Origin of the sequence: Streptomyces sp. NPDC052043 (assembly GCF_044548235.1) — a bacterium.
Classification (GTDB): Bacteria; Actinomycetota; Actinomycetes; order Streptomycetales; family Streptomycetaceae; genus Streptomyces.
This window is the reverse complement of record NZ_JBIUBT010000006.1, coordinates 326,067-351,215: the sequence shown is the minus strand read 5'-3', so window position 1 is coordinate 351,215 and position 25,149 is coordinate 326,067. Positions and strand designations below refer to the sequence as shown.

General features: G+C 71.0%; 19 protein-coding genes, 1 pseudogene and 1 riboswitch. Of the genes and pseudogenes, 8 read left to right on the top strand and 12 right to left on the bottom strand.

All coding sequences use genetic code 11. The features are described from left to right. Positions 1-7 precede the first annotated feature (7 nt). The 3 genes from ACIHCX_RS18450 to ACIHCX_RS18440 are packed head-to-tail and all read right to left on the bottom strand — an operon-like array spanning position 8 to position 2,788. A complete protein-coding gene (locus ACIHCX_RS18450) occupies positions 8-919 on the bottom strand; it encodes an ABC transporter ATP-binding protein (protein WP_400030566.1) in 912 nt (303 codons plus the stop codon). Then, entirely contained in the window at positions 916-1,824 is a 909-nt protein-coding gene (locus ACIHCX_RS18445; RefSeq protein WP_400030564.1) for an ABC transporter permease, read from the bottom strand. Before ACIHCX_RS18445 ends, ACIHCX_RS18450 begins: the two co-directional genes overlap by 4 nt. Further along, complete coding sequence (locus ACIHCX_RS18440; RefSeq protein WP_400030562.1) at positions 1,814-2,788, bottom strand: ABC transporter ATP-binding protein; 975 nt, start codon at positions 2,786-2,788, stop codon at positions 1,814-1,816. The genes ACIHCX_RS18445 and ACIHCX_RS18440 overlap by 11 nt, the downstream gene beginning before the upstream one ends. Before the next feature lie 236 nt (positions 2,789-3,024). On the opposite strand from ACIHCX_RS18440, the gene ACIHCX_RS18435 reads away from it, so the two are divergent. From ACIHCX_RS18435 to ACIHCX_RS18420, 4 genes are all read left to right on the top strand, one after another. Then, a complete protein-coding gene (locus ACIHCX_RS18435) occupies positions 3,025-4,809 on the top strand; it encodes an SDR family oxidoreductase (protein WP_400030560.1) in 1,785 nt (594 codons plus the stop codon). A gap of 124 nt (positions 4,810-4,933) precedes the next feature. Then, on the top strand, positions 4,934-5,482 hold the full coding sequence (locus tag ACIHCX_RS18430) for an RNA 2'-phosphotransferase (protein WP_400030558.1): 549 nt from the start codon (positions 4,934-4,936) through the stop codon (positions 5,480-5,482). Between the two features lie 92 nt (positions 5,483-5,574). Then, positions 5,575-6,486: an LLM class flavin-dependent oxidoreductase gene (locus ACIHCX_RS18425; protein WP_400030556.1), complete on the top strand. Its 912-nt coding sequence runs from the start codon at positions 5,575-5,577 to the stop codon at positions 6,484-6,486. 67 nt (positions 6,487-6,553) lie between these two features. Further along, positions 6,554-7,462 (top strand): Cof-type HAD-IIB family hydrolase, encoded by a 909-nt coding sequence (locus ACIHCX_RS18420; protein WP_400030554.1) that lies wholly within the window; start codon positions 6,554-6,556, stop codon positions 7,460-7,462. Here the strand turns inward: ACIHCX_RS18420 and cydD are convergent. The 4 genes from cydD to hisC all read right to left on the bottom strand — a co-directional run bounded on the left by cydD (position 7,431) and on the right by hisC (position 14,893). Beyond that, positions 7,431-11,003, bottom strand: coding sequence for a thiol reductant ABC exporter subunit CydD (cydD, locus tag ACIHCX_RS18415; protein ID WP_400030552.1), 3,573 nt, complete (start codon positions 11,001-11,003; stop codon positions 7,431-7,433). The genes ACIHCX_RS18420 and cydD overlap by 32 nt on opposite strands. Before the next feature lie 59 nt (positions 11,004-11,062). Further along, positions 11,063-12,067, bottom strand: a complete 1,005-nt coding sequence (cydB, locus tag ACIHCX_RS18410) for a cytochrome d ubiquinol oxidase subunit II (RefSeq protein WP_400030550.1) — start codon at positions 12,065-12,067, stop codon at positions 11,063-11,065. Between the two features lie 20 nt (positions 12,068-12,087). Further along, the gene (locus ACIHCX_RS18405; RefSeq protein ID WP_400030548.1) at positions 12,088-13,596 is read right to left on the bottom strand and encodes a cytochrome ubiquinol oxidase subunit I; all 1,509 of its coding nucleotides are present in this window, start codon (positions 13,594-13,596) and stop codon (positions 12,088-12,090) included. A 217-nt stretch (positions 13,597-13,813) separates the two neighbouring features. Beyond that, positions 13,814-14,893 carry a histidinol-phosphate transaminase gene (gene hisC, locus ACIHCX_RS18400; protein WP_400030546.1) on the bottom strand — a complete coding sequence of 360 codons (1,080 nt, stop codon included), beginning with the start codon at positions 14,891-14,893 and terminating at the stop codon, positions 13,814-13,816. A 420-nt stretch (positions 14,894-15,313) separates the two neighbouring features. Here hisC and ACIHCX_RS18395 point away from each other — a divergent pair, with 420 nt between their 5' ends. From ACIHCX_RS18395 to ACIHCX_RS18385, 3 genes are all read left to right on the top strand, one after another. After that, positions 15,314-16,426 carry a LacI family DNA-binding transcriptional regulator gene (locus ACIHCX_RS18395; RefSeq protein ID WP_400030544.1) on the top strand — a complete coding sequence of 371 codons (1,113 nt, stop codon included), beginning with the start codon at positions 15,314-15,316 and terminating at the stop codon, positions 16,424-16,426. A gap of 269 nt (positions 16,427-16,695) precedes the next feature. After that, positions 16,696-17,817 (top strand): metallophosphoesterase family protein, encoded by a 1,122-nt coding sequence (locus ACIHCX_RS18390; RefSeq protein WP_400030542.1) that lies wholly within the window; start codon positions 16,696-16,698, stop codon positions 17,815-17,817. A gap of 181 nt (positions 17,818-17,998) precedes the next feature. Next, a complete protein-coding gene (locus ACIHCX_RS18385; RefSeq protein ID WP_400030540.1) occupies positions 17,999-18,856 on the top strand; it encodes a hypothetical protein in 858 nt (285 codons plus the stop codon). Between the two features lie 167 nt (positions 18,857-19,023). On the opposite strand, the pseudogene ACIHCX_RS18380 reads toward ACIHCX_RS18385, so the two are convergent. The 3 genes and pseudogenes from ACIHCX_RS18380 to thiC form a co-directional block, all read right to left on the bottom strand. Next, positions 19,024-19,155: pseudogene (locus tag ACIHCX_RS18380) on the bottom strand (thiamine biosynthesis protein ThiC); the annotation flags it as partial. Continuing rightward, positions 19,149-19,715, bottom strand: coding sequence for a phosphoribosyltransferase family protein (locus tag ACIHCX_RS18375; RefSeq protein ID WP_400030537.1), 567 nt, complete (start codon positions 19,713-19,715; stop codon positions 19,149-19,151). The pseudogene ACIHCX_RS18380 and the gene ACIHCX_RS18375, both read right to left, overlap by 7 nt. A 162-nt stretch (positions 19,716-19,877) precedes the next feature. Beyond that, positions 19,878-21,710, bottom strand: coding sequence for a phosphomethylpyrimidine synthase ThiC (gene thiC / locus ACIHCX_RS18370; protein WP_400030535.1), 1,833 nt, complete (start codon positions 21,708-21,710; stop codon positions 19,878-19,880). After that, positions 21,703-21,880: riboswitch (TPP riboswitch) on the bottom strand. It overlaps the preceding gene by 8 nt. 71 nt (positions 21,881-21,951) lie before the next feature. On the opposite strand from thiC, the gene ACIHCX_RS18365 reads away from it, so the two are divergent. Next, entirely contained in the window at positions 21,952-23,424 is a 1,473-nt protein-coding gene (locus tag ACIHCX_RS18365) for a YibE/F family protein (protein ID WP_400030533.1), read from the top strand. A gap of 121 nt (positions 23,425-23,545) precedes the next feature. Here ACIHCX_RS18365 and ACIHCX_RS18360 read toward each other — a convergent pair whose 3' ends face one another. Next, positions 23,546-23,983: an SsgA family sporulation/cell division regulator gene (locus ACIHCX_RS18360; protein WP_400030531.1), complete on the bottom strand. Its 438-nt coding sequence runs from the start codon at positions 23,981-23,983 to the stop codon at positions 23,546-23,548. Positions 23,984-24,080: 97 nt separating this feature from the next. Continuing rightward, a complete protein-coding gene (locus ACIHCX_RS18355) occupies positions 24,081-24,980 on the bottom strand; it encodes an IclR family transcriptional regulator (protein ID WP_400030529.1) in 900 nt (299 codons plus the stop codon). Positions 24,981-25,149: the final 169 nt, after the last annotated feature.

Genomic DNA, 25,149 nt, shown 5'->3' with positions numbered 1-25,149 from the left:
CGGCCTCCTACGCCGCGACCAGATACGAGAAGACGGACTCGAGGGACTCGTCGGAGGGCGAGACCGTGTGCAGGCGGATGCCGTGGTCCCGGGCCACCCGGGGCAGCAGCGTGGTGAACCGGCCGAAGTCGACGGCCTGGACGCGCAGCGCGCCCTCGGCGAGGTCGACCTCGATGCCCGACGTCGACGGGTCGGCGATCAGCGCGGCCGCCAGTGCCCGGTCGTCGCTGGAGCGCACCAGGTAGCGGTGCGGCCGGTCGGTCATCAGACGGCGGATCCTGCGGAAGTCGCCGCTGGCGGCGTGCCGTCCGGCGACGACGACCTCGATGTGCCAGGCGAGCTGTTCGACCTCCTCCAGGATGTGGGAGGAGAACAGCACGGTGCGGCCCTGGTCGCCCATGCGCCGCAGCAGGTCCATGAGCTGCATGCGCTGGCGCGGGTCCATGCCGTTGAACGGCTCGTCGAGCAGGAGCAGCGAGGGGTCGTGGACCAGAGCGGAGGCCATCTTGACGCGCTGGCGCATGCCCTTGGAGTAGGTGGAGATCTTCCGGTCCTGCGCGTACTCCATCTCGACGGTGGCGAGCGCCTTCTGAGCGGCCTTGTCGCCCAGGCCGTGCAGTTCGGCGTTGGCGACGACGAACTCGCGGCCGGTGAGGAAGTCGTACATCGCCTCCCTCTCGGGGACGATGCCGATGTGCCGGTAGATCTTCTCGTTGCGCCACACCTGCTGCCCGTCGAGGGTGACCGTGCCGGTGGAGGGGGCGAGGAAGCCGGCCATCATGTTGATCAGCGTGGACTTGCCGGCGCCGTTGGGGCCGAGCAGTCCGGTGACGCCGGGGCCGATCGTCATGGTGACGTCGTTGACGGCGACCACGTTGCCGAACCAGCGGGAGACGTGGTCGATGCTGAGGGTCGTCACAGTCCCACCTTCTTGTAGCGGCGCAGCAGGAGGCCGTATGCGGCGGCGATGAGGCCCAGGACGACGAGGAGGTGGACGATGCCCTCTCCGCTGCCCGGCCCGACACCGCCGGGTGCCGAGGAGGTCGCGCCCAGGAAGGCGGTCTGCACGCCGTCGACGAGGGTGACCGGTGAGAACAGGCCGATCCAGGGGATGGCGCCGGAGTTGTTCCGGACCTCCGCGATGGCCTGGAGGGTGGAGACGGCGCCGTAGGAGATGACCAGCACGGCGATCACGGCGGCGATGCCGAAGCCGCGGCGCGGGGTGACGGCGGCGATGACGAGGCCGATGCCGGCGAAGAGCAGTGAGAGCAGTGCCACGGAGACGACTCCCTCGGCGAATCCCCTGGTCTGGTCGGCGAAGTCCATCTTCGCCAGCAGCGCGCCCACATAGAGAACGAGCAGCGGAGCGGCGGTCAGGATGAACAGCGCGGAGGCCAGAGCCGCGTACTTGGCGCGCACGTAGTCGGCGGTCTCGATGGGGCGTGAGAAGTACAGCGGCACGGTCTTGAAGCGCAGGTCGCGCGAGACGGACTGGGGTGCCTGCGAGGCGACGTACAGGCTGATGACGCCCTGCATGATGATGGCGTAGCGCGTGTACTCGATGGGCAGGCCCTTGGCCTTGGTGGCGACCGCGACGGCGACCATGATGGCCGCGGGCACGCACATCACCACGAACAGCAGCATCGGCAGCACCTTGGACTTCACCGAGCGGCCGAGGCCGTAGGCGCCGCGCAGGGACTGCGAGTACAGCGAGCGACGGGCGTAGGCGCGGCCGAGGCGGGGGCCGTCGTAGCTGCGGTAGCCGATGTTGTGGATCCGGGTCTGGTCGCCCGTGGGCGCCGGCGCGGTGTGTTCAACCGCCATGGCCGACCGCCTCCTTCCGCTCTGCGTCGCGCTGTTCGTCGCTGTCCCGGAAGACCTCCGAGATGTGGTGCCGTCGCTGCTCCATGCGCACCAGGCCGAGGCCGAGGTCCACGATCACGTCCCGCACCAGGTCGTACGTCTCCTCGCCCTGGGCGGTGAGCAGCAGGACGTGTCCCGCGCCCGGCAGGCCGGTGCCGTCCTGGGTCTCCACCCCGCGCGCCTGGAGCGCCTCGCGCACCGCGCGGGTGCCGTCCGGGTGCTCGTCGCTGTCGGTGACCTCGATGGCGAGGGTGGTCGTGGTCTGGGTGAAGTCGGTGGTGGAGCTGGAGCGCAGGAGCTTGCCGCCGTCGATCACGACGACGTGGTCGCAGGTGCGCTCCAGTTCGCCCAGCAGGTGGGAGGTGACCAGGACGGAGATGCCGAAGTCGGTGTGGATGCGGCGGATGAGGCCGAGCATGTCGTCGCGGCCGACCGGGTCGAGGCCGTTGGTCGGCTCGTCGAGGAAGACCAGCTGCGGGTCGTGCACGAGGGCCTGGGCGAGCTTCACGCGCTGCTTCATGCCCGTGGAGTAGCCGCCGATGGGGCGGTAGCGCTCCTCGTACAGACCGACGTGGCGCAGGGTGTCCGCGGTGCGCTCGCGGGCGGCGGTCGGGGGCAGGCCCGACATGCGCGCCATGTGGACGACGAACTCGGTGGCCGAGACGTCGGGCGGCAGGCAGTCGTGCTCCGGCATGTAGCCGACGCGCTCACGGATGGCGGCGCCCTCGGTGGCGACGTCGAGGCCGAGCACCTCGGCGCGGCCCTCGGTGGCGGGGGACAGACCCAGCAGGATCTTGATGAGTGTGGACTTGCCGGCTCCGTTGGCGCCGACGAGCCCGGTCACACCCGGTCCGACGTCCACGGAGAGCCGGTCAAGCGCGGTCACCCGGGGGAACCGCTTGCTCAGGCTTTCGGTCGCGATCACAGTCACATCCTCGACAGTAGTGATCCGGGCCACTCCGGTCGTCAGACCCCAGAGCCGTCTTGGGGTCCCTCTCGAGTAGTACGGGAACCTTAGGGGTCAGCCCCCAGGGGACCCGGCACCCCACGGAGTGCCGGCACCCGGATCGCCCTGTTGACGGTCGGTCTAACAAGTGCCAGAGTCGCCAGGACCGCATCACAGGCACGTACGCAGCCGGATCCGACCCGGGCGGAGGAGACGTGACGACGCTGAAGGGCGCGCGGGAGCGCTGGGTACGCACGGGCGGGGTCGAGCTGTGCGTGGCCGAACTGGGCGACGCCGAGCGGCCGACGGTCGTCCTGGTGCACGGCTATCCGGACAGCAAGGAGGTCTGGTCCCCGGTGGCCGAGCGTCTCGCCGACCGCTTCCACGTGGTGCTCTACGACGTCCGCGGCCACGGCCGCTCCACCGCGCCGCGGCCCCTGCGCGGGGGCTTCACCCTCGACAAGCTGACCGACGACTTCCTGGCGGTCGCGGACGCGGTGAGCCCCGGCAGGCCGGTGCACCTGGTGGGGCACGACTGGGGCTCGGTGCAGTCCTGGGAGTTCGTCAGCGTCCGGCGCACCGAGGGCCGGATCGCCTCCTTCACGTCGGTGTCCGGCCCGTGCCTCGACCACTTCGGCCACTGGATCGCCGGGCGCGTCAGGCGCCCCACCCCGCGCCGGGTGGGCCAGCTCCTCGGCCAGGGCGCCAAGTCCTGGTACGTGTACCTGCTGCACACGCCCAGGCTGCCCGAGCTGGCCTGGCGCGGCCCGCTCGGCAGGCGCTGGCCCGGCATCCTCAGGCGCGTCGAGAAGGTCCCCGGCGACGACTACCCGACCTCGTCGCTGCCCCGGGACGCGGCGCACGGCACCTGGCTGTACCGGGACAACGTGCGGGCCCGGCTGCGCCGACCACGGGCGGACGCCCGCGCGCACGCGCCGGTGCAGCTCATCACCCCGCTCGACGACGCCTTCCTCTCGGAGTGCCTGTACGACGGCCTGGAGCAGTGGGTCCCCGAGCTGGTGCGCCGCACGCTGCCCGCCGGGCACTGGGTCCCGCGCACCCGGCCCGACCAGCTGGCGGCCTGGATCACCGAGTTCGTCACGGCCACCGAGGACGGGCGGCCGCGGCCGGCCGCCACCGGGCGGTACGCCGACCGCTTCGCCGGGCAGCTCGTGCTGGTCACCGGCGCGGGCAGCGGCATCGGACGGGCCACGGCGTACGCCTTCGCCGGGGCCGGCGCGCGCGTGGTGGCCGTCGACCGGAACGCCGAGGCCGCGGCCCGCACCGCCGAGCAGTCCCGGCTGCTCGGCGCGCCGGCCGCCTGGGCCGAGGCGGTGGACGTCTCCGACGAGCAGGCCATGGAGAAGCTGGCCGAGAAGGTCGACGCCGAGTACGGCGTGGTGGACGTCCTGGTGAACAACGCGGGCATCGGGTTGTCCGGCTCGTTCTTCGACCACACCCCCGAGGACTGGAGGAACGTCCTCGACGTCAATCTGTGGGGAGTGATCCACGGCTGCCGCCTGTTCGGAAGACGGATGGCCGAGCGGGGACAGGGCGGCCACATCGTCAACACCGCGTCCGCGGCGGCCTACCAGCCGTCGAAGGCCCTGCCCGCCTACAGCACCTCCAAGGCGGCGGTGCTGATGCTGAGCGAGTGCCTGCGCGCGGAGCTGGCCGGGCGGGGGATCGGCGTTACGGCGGTCTGCCCCGGCTTCGTGGACACCGCCATCACGTCCACGGCGCACTTCGCGGGCGTCGACGCGGAGGAGGAGAAGCGCCGTCGGCGGCGTGCGGCCCGCCTGTACGGACGGCGCGGCTACCCGCCGGAGAAGGTGGCCGACGCGATCCTGCGCGCGGTGGTACGCGACGAGGCGGTGGTGGCGGTGACGCCGGAGGCCCGTCTCCTGCGCGTGGTGTCCCGCTTCAGCCCGCGGGCGCGGCACCGGCTCGCGCGGGTGAAACCGCCACTGGGTACCGCGGATCCGGGCCAACACGCCTGAATCGGCGCCCAGTTGTCCACAGCTTGGGGTCTCCAGCCTGTGGACAACATCACTTTGCTGTGGATCAAACCTCCCGGGCGAAATTGACCTGCGTGATCCGCGTCTCTCCCGGCACGCTGGTGGCATGGACGAACAGCGCGTCGTGAAGGTGTCGAAGTACCTCGCCAGGCACCTTCGCCACCAGCCCGGGAGGATCGGGCTCACACTCGACGAGGGCGGCTGGGTCGAGATCGGCACGCTGATCACGGCGGCGGCCGCGCACGGCTTCCGGTTCACCCGCGAGGAGCTGGACCACGTGGTCGCCACCAACGACAAGCGGCGCTTCGCGATCGAGGGCAGCCGCATCCGCGCCAGCCAGGGCCACACCATCGACATCGATCTCGGCCTGCCGACCGCGACACCGCCGCCGTACCTCTACCACGGGACCGTGGTCCGCAACCTGGAGGCGATCCGCAGCGAGGGACTGCGGCCCATGGACCGGCATGACGTGCACCTCTCGCCCGACCGTGAGACCGCGACCCGGGTCGGCGCCCGCCGCGGCCGCCCGGTCGTCCTCGCGGTGGACGCGGCCGCCATGCACCGCGACGGCCATGTCTTCCGGGTCAGCGCCAACGGTGTGTGGCTGACGCAGTCCGTGCCGCCTCGCTACCTGCGGTTTTCCGCGACCCACTGACCCTCCTCAGCCCCGGCCGCCGGTCGCCCGCGGTGACCGTTTCACGTGAAACAACCGCGAGTGTCCACACGAGAGGCCCTAGGCTCGGGTCCATGAGTCTGCGTCTGAGCACCGTGATCCTTCCGTACCGCCGCTGGCACGAGGGCGGCCGATCGGCATGGACGCGTGCCGAACAGCTCGGCTTCCACGCCGCCTACACCTACGACCACCTGTCCTGGCGCAGCTTCCGGGACGGCCCGTGGTTCGGGGCCGTCCCGACGCTGACCGCCGCCGCGTCCGTGACGGACCGGATCCGGCTGGGAACCCTGGTGACCTCGCCGAACTTCCGGCACCCGGTCACCCTCGCCAAGGAGCTGATCTCCCTCGACGACGTCTCCGGGGGGCGGATCACCCTCGGCATCGGCGCGGGCGGCACCGGCTTCGACGCCACCGCGCTCGGGCAGGAGCCATGGACGCCCCGGGAGCGGGCCGACCGCTTCGCGGAGTTCGTCGCGCTGCTCGACCGGCTGCTGACCGAGGACGGCAAGGACGGAGTGTCGTACGAGGGCGACTTCTACTCGGCGCACGAGGCCCGGAACATTCCCGGCTGTGTCCAGCGGCCCCGGCTGCCGTTCGCCGTGGCCGCGACCGGACCGCGCGGGCTGCGGCTCGCCGCACGGTACGGGCAGGCCTGGGTGACCACGGGTGACCCGAAGCTCTACGAGGACGGCACACCGGAGCAGTCCGTCCAGGCCCTTCGCGCCCAGACCGAGAAGCTCGCGGCCGCGTGCGCCGCGGCGGGCCGTGACGCCTCCGCGCTCGACAAGATCCTGCTCACCGGATTCACCCCCGACCGCGGCCGTCCCCTCGAGTCCCTCGACGCGTTCGTCGACTTCGCCGGCCGGCACCGGGAGCTGGGGTTCACCGAGATCGTGATCCACTGGCCGATCCCGGACTCGGACTTCGCCGCGGACCAGAAGGTCTTCGAACAGATCGCGCTGGAAGCGTCCTCCCAGCTGACGTGACCGAGGCAACCCCTCAGATGTGCGAACTCTCGCACGATCGTGCGGACATATAGGCGACAATGTCGCGGTGACCTCAGCGACTCGACGACCCGAGACCCCGGCCTCACCCCAGCTCTCGACCTCGTTCGAACGGGGTGGCACCCCCGGCGTTCCGCCTCGGCTGATCGCCACCGACCTCGACGGCACCCTGCTGCGCGACGACAAGTCGGTCTCCCCGCGCACGGTCGCCGCCCTGGCGGCGGCCGAGGAGGCGGGCATCGAGGTCTTCTTCGTCACCGGCCGCCCGGCCCGCTGGATGGACGTGGTGAGCGACCACGTCCACGGCCACGGTCTGGCGATCTGCGGCAACGGCGCCGCCGTGGTCGACCTGCACGGCGGTCCCGGCGCCCATCGCTTCGTGACGGTGCGGGAGCTGGCCCGGGAGAACGCACTGGAGGCCGTACGGCTGGTGCGCGAGGCGGCACCGGGCACGGTGTACGCGGTCGAGCAGACCTACGGCTTCCATCAGGAACCGGTCTATCCGAAGCTGCACATGGAGTCGGCCGACGTCCTCGCACCGGCCGAGGAACTGCTGGCGCCGGACGGAGTCGGTGCCGACCAGCCGATCCTGAAGATCCTCGCCTACCACCCCACGCTGGACCCCGACGCCTTCCTCACCGTCGCCCGCCTCGCCGCCGGCGACCGCGTCACCGTCACCCGGTCCAGCCCCAGCGCCCTGCTGGAGATCAGCGGCCCGGACGTCTCCAAGGCGAGCACGCTGGCCCTGTGCTGTGCCGAGCGCGGCATCTCGCACGAGGAGGTCGTCGCCTTCGGCGACATGCCGAACGACGTCGAGATGCTCACCTGGGCCGGCCGCTCCTACGCCATGGGCAACGCGCACCCCGCCGCGGTCGCCGCGGCGTCCGGACGGACGGTCGCCAACAACGAGGACGGCGTCGCGGTGATCATCGAGCGGTTGCTGGGGGAGCGGCCGTAGCGGGCGACCCGCCCGCCGGCAACGGCCCGCGAACGGGCCGTTGGCCCGCGCCCACCAGCAGCTCCGTCTGTGCCTCCCGTTCGGCCATCCGCCGCAGCGGTCCCGGCAGCGCGGCCAGTTCCGCGTACGGTCCTCGCTGGACGACACGTCCCTCGTCGAGGACGATCACCTCGTCCACGGCCGCCAGCCCGGCCAGGCGGTGGGTGATGAGCAGCGTCGTACGGTCCTCGGTGGCGGCCAGCAGATCGGCGGTGAGCGCGTCGGCGGTCGCCAGGTCGAGGTGTTCGGCGGGTTCGTCGAGCACCAGCACCGGGAAGTCGGCGAGGACCGCACGGGCCAGCGCCAGCCGCTGACGCTGACCGCCCGACAGCCGCGCACCGTGCTCGCCGACGAGCGTGTCGAGCCCGTCGGGCAGGGCGTCGACCCAGCCGAGCAGCCGGGCCCGCGCGAGGGCGTCCCGCAGGTCGGCCTCGGTCGCGTCCTTCTTCGCGAGCAGCAGGTTCTCGCGGACCGAGCTGTCGAAGAGGTGCGCGTCCTGGGCGCACAGACCGACCAGCCGCCGTACGTCGTCGCCGGCCAGGGCGCGGGCGTCGACGCCGCCAAGGGTGTAGGTGCCCGTCTCCGGGTCGAGGAAGCGCAGCAGGACCTGGGCGAGCGTCGTCTTGCCGGAGCCGGACGGACCGACCACGGCGACCCTGCGGCCCTCCCGGAGCGTCAGGTCGAGTCCGGTGAGCGCCGCCCGGTCCTGCCCCGCGTGCCGTGCCGTCAGGTTCCTGACGGAGAGCGGGAACGGCGAGGCGGGCGCCTGCCGGGGCCGCTCGGGCTCGTGGACGGGTTCGGGGGCGTCCAGGACCTCGTACACCCGCTCCGCGCTGCGGCGCACCCGTTGCCGGTAGCGCACGGCGAGCGGCATGCCGAGGACCGCTTCGAAGGCGGCCAGCGGGGTGAGGACGACCACCGCCATGCTCACGCCGCCGAGCCGCCCGTCGGCGACCGCCTGGGCGCCGACCAGGGCGGCCGCTGCGACGGTCAGTCCGGAGACCAGCGCGGTGAGCCCGTCGCCGAGCGCGGTGGCGGCGGCGGCGCGCGAGGCGATCCGGGTGAGCAGCCGGTCGGCCCGCCGGGTCTCGGCGGTGCGGGCGGGCAGGGCGCCGGCGACGGTCAGTTCGGCGGTTCCGGTGAGCAGTTCGGTCACGCGGGTGGCCAGGGCGCCACGCGCGGGGGCGAGCCGGTGCTCGGCGCGCCGGGCCACGGCCCCGGTGACCAGCGGGACGCCCGCCCCGGCGGCGAGCAGGCCCGCCGCGAGCACCGCCCCGGCCTCCGGCAGCAGCCAGGCCGTGAAGGCGACGGAGGCGACGGACACGGTCAGGGCCGCACCGGCGGGCAGCAGCCAGCGCAGCCAGTAGTCCTGGAGGGCGTCCACGTCGGCGACGAGCCGTGTCAGCAGATCGCCGCGGCGCATCCGGCGCAGCCCGGCGGGTGCCAGCCGCTCCAGCCTCCGGTAGACGGCCACCCGGGTGTCGGCGAGCATCCGCAGCACCGCGTCGTGCGAGACCAGCCGCTCCGCGTACCGGAAGACCGCCCGTCCGATGCCGAAGGCCCTGGTCGCGGTGACGGCCACCATCAGGTAGAGCACGGGCGGCTGCTGGGACGCCCGCGAGATGAGCCAGCCGGAGGTCGCCATCAGCCCGACCGCGCTGCCGAGCGCCAGGCTGCCCAGCAGCAGGGCGAGGGCGAGCCGGCCGCGCCGGGGGCCGGACATGGCCCGTACCCGGGCGAGGACACCCCGCGTGACGGTGGTGACCTCGGTCCCGGCTTCGGCAACCGGAGTCGAGGCCGGTCCGGGTTCCGTCGTGCGCGCGGGACGCGGCTCGGCCGGGCCGGCCACGGCCGGCACCGGCGCGGGGGACTCGGTCCCGGCAAGACGCACGACCCGGTCCGCCACGTCCAGCAGTGCGGGCCGGTGCACCACAAGGAGCACCGTCCGGCCCGCGGACAGCCGGCGCACCGCCTCCACGACCTCCGCCTCGGTCGCTCCGTCCAGGGCGGCCGTCGGCTCGTCGAGCAGCAGGACGGGCCGGTCGGCGAGGAAGGCCCGGGCGAGCGCGAGCCGCTGCCGCTGCCCGGCGGAGAGCCCGGTCCCGTCCTCTCCGAGCCGGGTGTCCAGTCCCTCCGGCAGCGCGTCCACGAACTCCAGCGCACCGGCGTCGGCCAGCGCCCCGCGCACCGCGGCGTCGTCCGCGTCGGGCCGTGCCAGGCGTACGTTCTCGGCGACCGTGCCCGCGTACAGATGCGGCCGCTGCGGCACCCACGCGATGCGCGAGCGCCACTGCTCCAGATCGACGTCGGTGAGATCGGCCTCCGCGACGCGCACCCGGCCCGCACTCGGCCGCACGAACCCCAGCAGGACGTTCAGCAGCGTCGACTTGCCCGCACCGCTCGGCCCGACGAGCGCGACCGTCTCCCTGGGCCGCACGGAGAAGGACACACCCGTCACCGCGTCCGCGGACCGTCCGGGATAGCGGACGCTCACGTCCTCGAAGGTCAGGGCCCCGGTGGGCACGGCCCCGGTACCGGACTCCGGCACGGGGGTCTCCAGCACGGCGAAGATCTCCTCGGCCGCCGCCAGTCCCTCCGCCGCCGCGTGGTACTGCGCGCCCACCTGACGCAGCGGAAGGTACGCCTCGGGCGCGAGCACGAGGATGACCAGCCCGATGTAGAGGTCCAGGTCGCCGCTCACGAGGCGCATGCCGATCGTCACGGCGACCAGCGCCACCGACAGCGTGGCGAGCAGTTCCAGGGCGAAGGAGGACAGGAAGGCGATCCGCAGCGTGCGCATGGTCGCCCGCCGGTACTCCCCGGTGATGCGCCGGATCGACTCCGCCTGCGCCTTGGCCCGGCCGAACACCTTCAGGGTCGGCAGTCCGGCGACGACGTCCAGGAAGTGCCCCGACAACTGGGACAGCAAGCGCCACTGGCGGTCCATATGGGACTGCGTGGCCCAGCCGATCAGCATCATGAAGAGGGGGATGAGGGGCAGGGTGCCGACGATGATGGCCGCCGAGACCCAGTCCTCGGTGACGATCCGGGCGAGCACCGCCACCGGGACGGCCACGGCCAGCCCCAACTGCGGCAGATAGCGCGAGAAGTAGTCGTCCAGGGCGTCCACACCCCGCGTCGCCAGCGCCACGAGCGAGCCCGTGCGCTGCCCGCTCAGCCAGCCGGGGCCGAGCGCCGCCGCGCGCTCCAGCAGCCGCCCGCGCAGCTCCGACTTCACCACCGCGCTCGCCCGGTGCGCGGCGAGCTCGGTCAGCCAGGAGACCAGCGCACGGCCGCAGGCGACCGCGGCCAACAGCAGCAGGGGAGTGCGGAGCTCAGTGACCGGCATCCGGTGCTGGAAGGCACCCACCACCACCTCGGCGACGAGCATCGCCTGAGCGATGACCAGGCATGCCCCGATGGCACCCAGCCCGACGACGGCCACCAGGAAGAGCCGGGTGGCACGGGCGTGCCGCAGAAGTCGTGGATCGATCGGTTTCATGGAGAACATGCCCTTCGGCCCCGAGGGTGTGTTTCACGTGAAACACACCCTCACCGGACTCAGTGCGCGGGTTCGGCGATGTGCTGCGTGCCGATCCGCTTGCGGAACACCCAGTAGGTCCACCCCTGGTAGAGCAGGATGATCGGCGTGGCGATCCCGGCGCACCAGGTCATGATCTTCAGGGTGTACGGGCTGGACGAGGCGTTGGTGACCGTCAGGCTCCAGTCCGGGTTGAGCGTGGACGGCATGACGTTCGGGAAGAGCGACAGGAACAGCATCGCCACGGCGGCCACGATGGTGACGCCCGACAGCCCGAACGCCCAGCCCTCGCGCCCCGCCTGGTTCGCCGCCAGCGCGGACACCAGGGTGACCACCGCCACGAGGAGCGCCACCAGGCTCCTGCCGTTGCCCGTGTGGGCCTGCGTCCACAGCAGGAAGACCAGCGCCGCCACGGCCGTCACCAGACCCACGCGCAAGGCCAGCTTCCGCGCCCGCTCACGGATGTCACCAACGGTCTTCAGGGCCGTGAACACCGTGCCGTGGAAGGTGAACAGCGTCAGGGTGACCAGTCCACCGAGGAGCGCGTACGGGTGGAGCAGGTCGCCGACCCCGCCGACGTACTCGAGGTTCCGGTCGATCTTCACCCCGTGCACGATGTTGCCGAAGGCCACGCCCCACAGGAAGGCGGGGATCAGCGAGCTCCAGAAGATCGCGTTCTCCCAGTTGCGCTGCCAGTTCTCCTCCGGCCGCTTGGCCCGGTACTCGAAGGCGACCCCGCGCACGATCAGGCAGACCAGGATGACGAGCAACGGCAGGTAGAAGCCGGAGAAGAGCGTGGCGTACCACTCCGGGAAGGCGGCGAAGGTGGCGCCGCCCGCCGTGAGCAGCCAGACCTCGTTGCCGTCCCAGACCGGGCCGATGGTGTTGATCAGCACCCGCCTCTCGGTCCGGTTCCGGGCCAGCAGCTTGGTGAGAATGCCGACCCCGAAGTCGAAGCCCTCCAGGAAGAAGTAGCCGGTCCACAGGACGGCGATGAGGACGAACCAGACGTCGTGCAGTTCCATGGCTGTGCAGCTCCCTCGGCCTAGTACGAGAAGGCCATCGGCTTGTCGGCGTCACGCTCGTCGCCGCCGATCTTCGTGGGCGGGTTGAGGTCGGCCTCCGTCAGCTCGGGCGGGCCGGCCTTGACGTACTTCACGAGCAGCTTGCCCTCGATGACGGCGAGGATGGCGTAGAGCAGCGTGAAGACGGTCATCGAGGTGAGGACCTCGCCCTGGGAGACACCGGGGGAGACCGCGTGCCGGGTCTGCAGCACGCCGTAGACGACCCACGGCTGGCGGCCCATCTCGGTGAAGATCCAGCCCCAGGAGTTGGCGATCAGCGGGAAGGCCAGCGTCCCGATCGCGATGCGCCAGTACCAGGTGGTCAGCCGCGGGCCGAGCGCCTGGTTCGGCAGCAGCACCAGGTGGGGCACCTCGTCGTCGCCGACGCGCAGATGCTGCGGCAGCAGGAACTTCTTGCGGGTCAGCCACAGTCCCGCGAGGCCGATGGCGAAGGACGTCATGCCGAACCCGATCATCCAGCGGAATCCCCAGTAGGCGACGGGGATGTTGGGCCGGTAGTCGCCGGGCCCGAACTGCTTCTGCTCGGCCTTGTTGACGTCGTTGATGCCGGGGACGTAGGAGGTGAAGTCGTCGTTGGCCAGGAAGGACAGCAGGCCGGGGACCTCGATGGCCACGGTGTTGTGACCCTTGTCCACATCGCCGTAGGCGAAGACCGAGAACGGCGCCGGCTCCTGTCCGTCCCACAGCGCCTCGGCCGCGGCCATCTTCATCGGCTGCTGCTTGAACATGACCTTGCCGAGGACGTCACCGCTGACCGCGGTGAGCAGGCCGGCGATGACGACCGTGACCAGGCCGACCCGCAGCGAGGTCTTCATCTCGCGCACGTGCTTCTTGCGGGCGAGGTGGTAGGCGGCGATGCCGACCATGAAGGCGCCACCGGTCAGGAAGGCGGCCGACAGCGTGTGGAAGACCTGGGTGAGCGCCGTGTCCTGGGTCAGCACCGCCCAGAAGTCGGTGAGTTCGGCGCGCCCCTTGGCCTCGTTGATCCGGTAGCCGACGGGGTGCTGCATCCACGAGTTGGCCGCGAGGATGAAGTACGCCGACAGGATCGTGCCGAGCGCCACCATCCACATGCAGGCCAGGTGGATCTTCTTGGGCAGTTTGTCCCAGCCGAAGATCCACAGTCCGATGAACGTGGACTCGAAGAAGAACGCGATCAGTGCCTCGAAGGCGAGCGGGGCACCGAAGATGTCACCGACGAAGCGCGAGTAGTCCGACCAGTTCATGCCGAACTGGAATTCCTGCACGATGCCGGTGACCACGCCCATCGCGATGTTGATCAGGAAGAGCTTGCCCCAGAACTTGGTGGCCCTGAGGTACTTCTCCTTCTCCGTGCGCACCCAGGCGGTCTGCAGCCCGGCCGTCAGGGCGGCCAGCGAGATCGTCAGGGGAACGAACAGGAAGTGGTAGACGGTCGTGATGCCGAATTGCCAGCGCGCCAGTGTCTCCGGCGCCAAAGCCAGGTCCACGTCGTCACTCTCCTTACGTCACCGCGATCACGGCGGCGGTTCATCCCGATGTGTCCTACACAACAGGCAACAATCGGGCTCGCTTGTGAACGCGTTCACATTCACAAGCAATTATGGCGCACCAGTTTTCGAACAGCGAAGGGGGGTCCCCCCGAACCCTGGGGGGACCCCCGTCTCGCGAGTCCCTGCGCCGCGCTCCGCCAAGTGACGGACCGGATCAGACCTCCTTGCGGAACTCCTCCGCGGTCTTCAGGAAGATGTCGTTCGCCTCGGTCTCCCCGACGGTCACCCGCACGCCCTCACCCGCGAACGGCCGGACCACCACGCCGGCCCGCTCGCAGGCCGCGGCGAACGGGGCCGTCCGCTCCCCCAGCCGCAGCCACACGAAGTTGGCGTGCGTCTCGGGCACCGTCCAGCCCTGTCCGCGCAGCGCGTCGACCACACGGGTGCGCTCGCACACCAGCGAGCCGACCCGGCCCAGCAGCTCGTCCTCGGCGCGCAGCGAGGCGATCGCCGCCTCCTGCGCGAGCTGGCTCACGCCGAACGGCACGGCCGTCTTGCGCAGCGCCGCCGCCACCGGCTCGTGGGCGATGGCGAAGCCGACGCGCAGCCCGGCGAGGCCGTACGCCTTCGAGAACGTGCGCAGCACGCAGACGTTCGGCCGGTCGCGGTAGAGCGTCACCCCGTCCGGCACCTCGGCGTCGCGAATGAACTCGCGGTAGGCCTCGTCCAGGACCACCAGCACATCGGAGGGCACCCGGTCGAGGAACCGCTCCAGCCCGGCCCGCCGCACCACCGTGCCGGTCGGGTTGTTCGGGTTGCAGACGAAGATCAGACGCGTGCGTTCGGTGATCGCGTCCAGCATCGCGTCCAGGTCGTGCACGTCGCCCGGCGTCAGCGGGACCTGCACGGAGGCCGCCCCGCTGATCTGCGTGATGATCGGGTACGCCTCGAAGGACCGCCAGGCGTACATGACCTCGTCGCCGGGGCCGCTGGTGGCCTGGATCAGCTGCTGGGCGACACCGACGGATCCGGTGCCCGTGGCCACGTGCGAGGCCGGCACGGCGAAGCGCTCGGCGAGCTCTTCGGTCAGGGCCGTGCACGCCATGTCCGGGTAGCGGTTGAAGGTGGCGGCGGCCGCCGTCACCGTCTCCATGACCCCCGGCAGCGGCGGGTAGGGGTTCTCGTTCGAGGACAGCTTGTACGCCACCGGACCGCCGGTCGCGGCGGGCTTCCCCGGCTTGTAGGTGGGGATACCCTCCAGCTCGGCACGCAGCTTCGGGCTTGTCTCGCTCACCGCAGTCCTCCTCGTGACCACCACCGGCATCCAATACTGCACACCTTATGAGGATTGGGCGCCGCTGCGTATGGGGCGGAAGCCATCACCCCCTCGAGGGCCGACTCCGTCCGTCACAGCGACATCAGCGGCACCTCCGGACGAACAGGCACGAATCGGGGGGCGCGTCACACATATATCTGTGCGCCGGTGGCTTGCGCCGTGGCGCGCATCCCTCGTGAAGGTGAGTTGAGACCTCTTCGAGACATCGAGTGCTCGACAGGCCCATGCGTGCCACCACGTCACGTCCTAACATGACACCGGGTAACTGACATGTTTTCAAAGGCACTTGGGCCCTGATGACCATGCAGAAACGTGCCTGTCAACGCGTGCATATGCGTCCGCACTACCCCACCGCAAGAGCCCTACTATCGGCTCGCCATGACAGCAGCAGGGAAGCACCAGGTGAGCCGCGCGGAAACCTCACGCCGAGGCAGCCGACCGGGCCGGGCGGGCATCAGAGACGTGGCCGCCGCCGCCGGAGTCTCCATCACGACCGTCTCCGACGCCCTCAACGGCAAGGGGCGCCTCCCCGACGCCACCCGGCGCCATGTCCGCGAGGTCGCCGACCGGCTGGGGTACCGCCCCTCGGCCGCGGCCCGGACTCTCCGCACCGGCAAGTCGGGCCTCATCGGCCTGACCGTGACGACGTACGGGGATGAACCTTTCACCTTCACCGAGTTCGCGTACTTCGCCGAGATGGCCCGCGCCGCCACCTCGGCCGCGCTCGCCCGCGGCTACGCCCTCGTGATCCTGCCCGCGACCTCGCGCCACGACGTGTGGTCGAACGTCGCCCTGGACGGCACGGTCGTCATCGACCCCTCCGACCAGGACCCGGTCGTCAGCGAACTGGTGCGGCAGGGCTTACCGGTGGTCAGTGACGGCCGCCCGGCCGGCGCGCTCCCGGTCACCGCCTGGGTCGACAACGACCACGAAGCCGCCGTCCTCGGCATCCTCGACCACCTCGCCGAGGCCGGCGCCCGCCGTATCGGCCTGCTCACCGGCACCACGACGGACACCTACACCCACCTGTCGACGACCGCCTACCTCCAGTGGTGCAAGCGCGTCGGCCAGGACCCGGTGTACGAGGCCTACCCCGCCCACGACCCGTGCGCGGGCGCCGTCGCCGCCGACCGGCTGCTGGCCCGGCCCGACCGACCCGACGCCGTCTACGGACTGTTCGACCCCAACGGCACCGACCTGCTCGCCGCCGCGCGCCGCTACGGCCTGCGCGTCCCCGACGACCTGCTGCTGGTGTGCTGCAGCGAGTCCACGGTGTACGCCAGCACCGAGCCGCCCATCACCACGCTGTCCCTGAAGCCGCGCCGGATCGGCACGGCGGTCGTCCAGCTCCTCATCGACGCCATCGAAGGGGTCCAGTCGGAGCAGCCGGTCGAGCAGGTCATACCGACCGAGCTGATCGTGCGCACCTCGTCCCAGCGGCGCACCCAGCGCAGAACGGTCAGCCCGCCACGTGTGTCGGAGGACCGTTAGGAGACGGGCGGCCGCGGAATCGCGGGACAGGGTGTCGCAGGACACGGCATCGCGGAACACCGTGTCGCAGAACACCGTGTCGCGGAACACGGGTGGCCGCGGGGTCGCCGAAGACTGTCCAATCGGGGCGAAAGCCACGGTGAACCGGAGTCCAGTCCCGATTCACCACCCCTGGGTCATCACACGGCGCGATCCGCGTTCCTATGATGGGCCCACGACACCGCGGGCCGCTGCGACCAGGCAGTCCGAAGCGGTGCAGAGGCGGCGCGATGGTGGAGGGGTCGATGACTCAGGGGGCCGGTCAGGGACCCGAGGCGGAGCGGACGGCTACGCTGCGCGACTTCCGGGTTCCCGGATACGTGAACGAGACCGGTCCGTACGCCCGCGGCGCGCACCCCGCCGAGACGGCCCGGTCTGCCGAGACGGCCCCCGCGGCCCCCGCGGCGCCCAAGGAGGGCTACCCGGCCGCGTACACGCCCACCGAGCGCGACCTGCCGGTCATCAAGCGCGGTGACACGCTCCAGGTGGCGGTCGACCCGGTCGCCGCGCCGACCCGGCAGTCCGCCGCCGCCCCCAGCCCCCTCTATGTCGTCGGTGACGTGCACGGCTACCTCGACCAGCTGGTCGCCGCCCTCCAGGACGAGGGACTCATCGACTCCGCCGGCCAGTGGTGCGCGGGCACCGCGCGGCTGTGGTTCCTCGGCGACTTCACCGACCGCGGCCCGGACGGCATCGGCGTCATCGACCTGGTGATGCGGCTGTCCGCGGAGGCGGCCGCGGCCGGCGGCTACTGCAAGGCCCTCATGGGCAACCACGAACTGCTGCTGCTCGGCGCCAAACGGTACGGCGACACGCCCGTCAACTCCGGCGCGGGCACCGCGACCTTCCGGGCGGCCTGGCTGCTCAACGGCGGCCAGAAGTCCGACATGGACCGCCTCCAGGACCACCACCTGCAGTGGATGGCCCGTCTCGACGCCGTCGAGGCGGTCGACGGCTACCTGCTCGTGCACTCCGACACCACCTCCTACCTCGACTACGGTGCCTCGATCGAAGAGGTCAACGACACCGTCCACGAGACGCTCACCCGCAACGACGTGAACGAAGTCTGGGATCTGTTCCGCAAGTTCACCAAGCGCTTCTCCTTCCGCGACGAGGGCGGCGCCGACGCCGTACGCTCCCTGCTCGATACGTACGGCGGCACCCGCATCGTTCACGGCCACAGCCCCATTCCCTATCTGCTGGGCGAGGTCGGCTCCGAGGACGGCGACGAGTCCGCGGGGCCGGTCGTGGAGGGACCGCACGTGTACGCCGACGGACTCGCCATCGCGATGGACGGCGGCGTGACCATGGCCGGAAAGCTGCTGGTTCGGCAACTGCCCCTCGACATCTGACGGTTCACCGGGCAGCTCGCCTCCGGAGACGACCGCGCCGGTCGGCACCCAATTTGTGGAAACCCCCTGTCACCGCGCGCCGTCACGGCTCTACCATCGGCTTATCCGTAGCAGGCTCCCCTCCGTTTCTGCCCGACGGCTCGCCGCCATGCGAGCCCCAAGCCCTACGGAGCATCGGGGGATGCACATGAACAGCGTTCCGCAGCACCTGCTGAGCGAGGACCGCCAGGAATACGAGCGGATCCTCGATGAGGCGCTGCGCTCCGCCCCACACCACCCGGAACTCGCCGCCGCCGGACGGCGGCTCAGCTCGGAGCAGCTGCGCACGATGGCGCTGAGCGCCACCGCCGTCATCACGGCGGCCGCGTCGACCGAGTACCTCCACTACGTCAAGGTCCGCGAGGAGTTGCGTCGGCCGGCGCCGGCCGGCCCGTCGCGCCTCAGCGAACCCGGTTCCGCCGAGCCGGGGCCCGCCCGGCGCGCCGCCACCACGGGCGGGGTCGGCGAGACCCACGGCGCGGGCGCGGGCGCCGTCGTCGCGGTGCTCGCCCCCGTCCTCGCCGGGACCGCCGCGGCGCTCTTCCTGCTCGTCGGCTACACCCTGAGGATGCTGGACCCGACCCAGGCGTTCGCCCAGTCCATGATCACCGCGGGCTGGGTGTTCGGCGCCCTGACCGCGGCCGCCATCCTCGCCGCCGCCGCCGGGCTGCTGCTCACCGCGCTGCGCAACCGTCCCTCGTTCGACAGCGGCGCCTACGCCGAACTGGGCGAGGAAGTCGCCCAGGCGAGGGAGGCCTGGCAGGACGCCCTGCTCGAACGGGGCATCCTGCCGTTCCTGCGCGACGCGCTCGCCGAACCCCGCTCGCCCGCACCGGGGCACACGGGATCGGCGGCACCGACCGGCCGCATACCGCAACTCGGCTACGACCGGCCAGGTTTCAGCAGCCCGGACGACGGAGCCCCGAGCCGCCGCCCGCGCTACTCCAGCCCCGACTTCACCAGCCCGGACTTCGGAGGCCCGGAACACCGACCGGACTGACGAGCGCCGCGCACCCACGCCTCACCCCGAGGACCGCGCCTCGCCCGAGGGTCGAGCCCGCGCTCCCAGGGGCGGCGTGCGCGCCCACCGCCCCGCCCCGCATCCGCCGGGCCGGGGCGCCAGGCACGCCCGCACACCACGAGCGCCCCTCCCGCGATCGGCGAGCCTCAGTCCGCGATCGGCAGGTACACCCGGTTCCCCGCCTGCGCGAACTCCTTCGACTTCTGCGCCATCCCCTCCACGATCTCGGCCCGGCTGACACCGTGCTCACGACGAATGTCCTGCGAGATCTTCATCGACCCTGATCTTCACCTGCACACCCGTGCGACGGTCTGCACGCGGGCAGTTCCGTCGCGCTGACGATGCCACGCACTCCCAGCGCCAACCGGCAGTGGTCACTGGCCTGGTCGACGATCACGCCGCAACCGCCCCACTGGCTGCCGCACTCATCGAGCATGGACCTCACAGCTGTCGCCTGGCTGCCGGTCTCGATCCAGTCGTCGACCATCAGCACCCGGTCCACCGGGGTGAGCGACGCCCGCTGAAGGCGCAGCTCATGGCGGTTGCCGCGGTAGTCCGGAGCAGTCTGGCGGGTGACCTTGCCTCCTGGGAAGAGGCCGGCCTGCTTACGGACCGGAACGAATCCGACGCCGAGTTCGATGGCCGCTGCCGCCCCGAGCAGGAAGCCTCGGGACTCGATGCCACAGACAGCGGTGATGCCCTCCCGTCTGAAGGGCTCCACCAGGCCACGGACCACCGTGGCCAACGCCTGAGGATCGCGGAAGATCTTCCACACATCGGCATGGCCGTCGATCCACTGGAAGTGCTCAAGCGTGAGGTTGCGCGCGGCAGTCGACATGGCCGCGAGTCTCATGAGCCCTGATCACCGGGGCAACACAATTACGGCGCCGGTGTCAGTGGCAGCAGGCTGGCCGAAAGGCAGCCTCGAACGCACAACGCCGCTGAGGACGAAGGCGGTGCTCCGCGTTCAGCACGCCATAGAGCACCGCCTTCCCCATCGTCAGTCGGCGATCGGCAGATACACCCGGTTCCCGCTCGCCGCGAACTCCTTTGACTTCTGCAGCATGCCCTCAGCCACCTCCTCCGCCGTGGCACCCTCAGCCGCTGCACCGCCGAACCGCTCTGTGATGCTTTGGCTAATCTTCATCGAGCAGAACTTCGGGCCGCACATCGAGCAGAAGTGGGCCGTCTTGGCGGGTTCCGCCGGGAGGGTCTCGTCGTGGAACTCCCGTGCCGTGTCCGGGTCGAGGGAGAGGTTGAACTGGTCCTCCCACCGGAACTCGAAGCGTGCGTCGGACAGGGCGTCGTCCCACTCCTGCGCCCCCGGGTGCCCCTTGGCGAGGTCGGCCGCATGGGCGGCGATCTTGTACGTGATGACACCGGTCTTGACGTCGTCGCGGTTGGGCAGCCCCAGGTGCTCCTTCGGCGTGACGTAGCAGAGCATGGCCGTGCCCCACCAGGCGATCATCGCGGCGCCGATGCCGGAGGTGATGTGGTCGTAGGCCGGTGCGACGTCCGTCGTCAGGGGGCCGAGCGTATAGAACGGAGCCTCGTCGCAGATCTCCTGCTGAAGGTCGATGTTCTCCTTGATCTTGTGCATCGGGACATGGCCCGGGCCCTCGATCATGGTCTGTACGTCCAGACGCCTGGCGATCCGGCCGAGCTCCCCGAGCGTGCGCAGTTCCGCGAACTGGGCCTCGTCGTTGGCGTCCGCGATCGAGCCGGGTCGCAGTCCGTCGCCCAACGAGTACGTGACGTCGTAGGCGGCGAGGATCTCGCAGAGCTCCTCGAAGTTCTCGTAGAGGAACGACTCCTTGTGGTGCGCCAGGCACCAGGCGGCCATGATCGAGCCGCCGCGCGAGACGATGCCGGTCTTGCGGTTCGCCGTCAGCGGCACATGGGCGAGGCGTACCCCGGCGTGGACGGTCATGTAGTCCACCCCCTGTTCGGCCTGCTCGATGACGGTGTCCTTGTAGATGTCCCAGGTCAGTTCCTCGGCCTTGCCGTCCACCTTCTCCAGTGCCTGGTAGAGCGGAACCGTGCCGATGGGGACGGGGGAGTTGCGCAGCACCCACTCCCGGGTGGTGTGGATGTTGCGGCCGGTGGAAAGGTCCATGACCGTGTCGGCGCCCCAGCGGGTCGCCCAGGTCATCTTCTCCACCTCCTCCTCGATGGAGGAGGTCACCGCGGAGTTGCCGATGTTGGCGTTGACCTTCACCAGGAACCGCTTGCCGATGATCATCGGCTCGATCTCCGGGTGGTTGACGTTGGCCGGCAGCACCGCGCGGCCTGCCGCGATCTCCTCGCGGACGGTCTCGGCAGGGACGTTCTCCCGGATGGCCACGAACTCCATCTCCGGAGTGATCTCGCCGCGGCGCGCGCAGGCGAGCTGCGTCACCGCTCGGCCGGCGCGGCCGCGGCGCGGCAGGCGCGGCCGTCCCGGGAACACCGCGTCGAGGTTGCGCAGACCGCCGCGTGGCGAGGTGTGCTTGACCCCGTCGTCCTCGGGGCGGACGGGACGGCCCGCGTACTCCTCGGTGTCGCCGCGAGCCACGATCCAGTTCTCGCGCAACGGCGGCAGGCCCCTGCGGACGTCGGTGCCGACGAGTGGATCGGTGTACGGGCCGGAGGTGTCGTACAGCGTGACGGACTGCCCGTTGGTGAGGTGCACCTGACGGACCGGCACCCGCAGATCGGGGCGTGAGCCCTCCACGTAGCCCTTGTGCCAGCCGATGGACTTCCCGGCCTCCCCGCCGAAAGCGTCGGGAGCGATCCGCTCCTCGTCGCCGGAGATCTGCTTGGAGGCAGGCGTGCGTACGTCCTTGTCGGTCATGAGACCTACTCCCTACGCCGGCATTACCCGGTAACAGGTTCGGCGGTCGACGCAGCGGTGTCCGTCAGCCGGCGTTTCGTGTGAAACATCGCACGTTCCACGTGAAACATCGCGAAGACGGAGGTCAGCGCCCTCTCAGCCCGGTGCTCCGAGCTCCCGCGTGTGCAAAGGTGACACCACGCTAGCGTCATTTGTGGCGCGGTGAACAGTGGGCCTGTGCCGTTCTTGCGATGATCGGGCGGTGACCACGACAGAGCAGTTCCCCCATCCGCCGCCCGAACCCCGACGCGGTCAGGACTTCCGGCACGGCCAGGAAGCCACCGGTCCCGGCCACGGACACGGCCCCGCGACCGGTGCCGGGCACGGCCCGGAAAGCGGTGGCGGGCATGGACACGGCCCGGGGAGCGGTGGCGGGCACGGGCACAGTCACAGCCACGGACCGGCCGCGCCGGTGTCGAAGCACCTCCGCAAGGTGATCGCGGCGATCCTGATCCCGTTCGCCGCCATGGTGGCGGCCGGACTCGCCGTGCTGTGGCCGGGGGGCGCCCCGTCGCACGAGCGCACCGGCGTGGGGTTCGACCGGCAGACGCAGCAGGCCACCGTGGTCAAGGTGGTCGAGCTCAGCTGCGGATCGGTGAACAGCTCCGGGGACACCCCGACCGGCGACACCTCCACCGCCGAGGGATCCTCCGCACAACAGCAGCAGTCCGGGACCTGCAGGAAGGCCACGGTCCGGATGGACACCGGCCAGGACAAGGGCCGTACGTTCACGGAGGTCGTGCAGCCCGACCAGTCCCGGCAACTGCACCAGGGCGAGAAGGTCGTGGTCGCCTACGAGCCCTCGGCGCCCAAGGACTTGCAGTACTCCGTCACCGACGTCGACCGGCGCTTCCCGATGGCGTTGCTGGCCGGTCTCTTCGCACTCGCCGTCGTGGTCGTCGGGCGGATGCGGGGCGTCATGGCGCTGGTCGCGCTGGTCATCAGCTTCATGGTGCTGAACCTCTTCGTCCTGCCCGCGATCCTCCAGGGCTCGAACCCGCTGGTCGTGGCGGTCGTGGGGGCCAGCGCCATCATGCTGATCGCGCTCTACATGTGTCACGGCCTGTCCGCCCGTACCTCGGTCGCGGTGCTCGGCACGCTGATCTCGCTGATGCTGATCGGCGTCCTGGGCTCGCTGTTCATCGGCTGGGCCGCGCTGACCGGCAACACCGACGACAGCACCGGTCTGATCCATGGCCTGTATCCGTCCATCGACATGAGCGGCCTGCTGCTCGCCGGTGTGATCATCGGCTCGCTCGGTGTCCTGGACGACGTGACGGTGACACAGACCTCGGCGGTCTGGGAGCTGCACGAGGCCAATCCCGCGATGGGCTGGCGCGGCCTGTACCGCGCGGGCATCCGCATCGGGCGCGACCACATCGCCTCCGTCGTCAACACCCTCGTCCTCGCCTACGCGGGTGCCGCGCTCCCCCTGCTGCTGTTGTTCTCCATCGCGCAGAGCAGCATGTCGACCGTCGCCACCAGTGAGCTCGTCGCGGAGGAGATCGTGCGCACGCTGGTGGGCTCGATCGGCCTGGTCGCCTCGGTGCCGGTCACCACGGCGCTGGCGGCACTCGTGGTCTCGGCCGACCGCCCGGGGCGGGCGCAGGCCGCGGCACCGGCCACCGTGCCCGCTCCGGCACGCGGCGGAAGGGGCAGGCGCCGCAGGCGCTGATGCCGGGCCCGAGGCGGGGCCGGGGCCCGGGGCCGTCCGGACCGGTCGGCGAAGCGTTCCTGCACCCCCTGAGGCCGTGGTGAAGCGTTACTCCAGCGTCCTCGTCCCCTGCTGTGGCGCCTCAGCCCGCGCTCTGTTCCTCCGCGAGGATGCGGTCCAGGGCTTCGTCGAGGTGGGCGTCGAAGTCGGCCAGCGCGCCCTCCTGCCCCAGCGGCACCAGTTTGTCCGTACGGTCAAGGAACGCCACCAACGGCGCCGTCGAGGAACGGAACAGCGCCCGGTCGCCGCCGACCTGAAGCCGGATCAGGACCTCGCTCAGCGCGTCGCGGCCGGCCGGCGAGATGCGCACGTCACCGTCCCCGCACGGCGTCCCCACCCCGTCGATCAGCAGCTCCCGCCCGAACGCCCAGGTCACCGGGGCGTCTCCGGGCAGATGGAAGGTCAGCCGTACGGCATAGGGATCACAGGTCTCGTACCGCAGCCCCACCGGGATGCGGAAGGAGAGCTCCTCGGAGACGAGAAAGCTCATCATGACCTCTGCCTGTACGGACTCGCGCATCGCTACCCCGGTGTTTGCCGTCGACTGGCCGGGAATCCATCCCGTGACAATGGTGCATCTTGCTGAACGTGCACGTCAGATCACAAGGAGTGAGTTTTCAGATACTGATAGAGAGCGCCAGGGAGCCCAGACGCCGTCCCACCTCGTGCTGCAGCCGGCGCGCGGCGGGCATCAGCCGGTCCGCCTGGTGGGCCGGAAGAGAGAGGGCGATCGCGGCCGCCGTGGTACCCACCGTGAGGGGAATCGCCGCGCAGACCGCCCCCAGCGCGTACTCCTGCCGCTCGGTCACCGGCTCCAGAGGCCGGGTCCGCTCCAGGCGTCGCAGCACCGTGCGATCGTCACGGACCGTGTACGGGGTGAGGGACCGCACGGGGTAGCGGTCGAGATGGTCGCGGCGGGCCGTGTCGTCCAGCTGGGACAGCAGGCACTGGCCGATCGCGTGCGCGTGCCCGGTCTCGCGGAAGCCGGCCCATTCCTCGACCGCCGGGATGGCCGCGGTGGCGGAGACGCACATGAGCTCGATCTCGCCCTCGCGGTACATCGCGTAGTACAGCGGGGCGCCGAGGGAATCCCGCCACTGGGCGAGCACCTCGACGAGCGTGGTGCGCCGTTTCTGCGCCGCTCCGCTGCTGCTCAGCCGCTCGGCGGCCTCGCCCAGGAAGAACAGGCCCCGATCGCGGCACAGATAGCCCTCGTGGACGAGGGTGCGCAGCAGGTGGTAGGCGGTGGGCAGGGCCAGGCCCGTCTCACGGGCGAGCTGCTTGGCGGGTGCTCCGTGCTCGTGCCGCGCGACGGTCTCCAGTAGGCGCATCGCGCGCTGGACGGACCCGATGAGGGTCGGAGGCTGCTGGGGTCGCGGCTGCTCGGGGACCGTGGCCCCGGGCCGTTCCACGCGGCCCGACGAACGTGGCTGCGCCGGGAGGGCCGTCGAGCGGGACGGCCCCCGGGGTGCGGGCGGCGCGTGCCGTTCTGCGGGTGCGGTGTCAACCGTGGCCAAGGGGTCACTCCCGTAGCGCGAGGGGGCAGCCGTGCGGGGAACACGAAGGGGGTGTACGCCCCCCGCGGGGGCCGGTCCCCGCGTCGATCCCCGGACCTTATCCGCCTGTCACCGCACACGGACGGCTTGTCCGGGAAACTTCCCTCCCGCGAGGGAACCGGCGATTTCC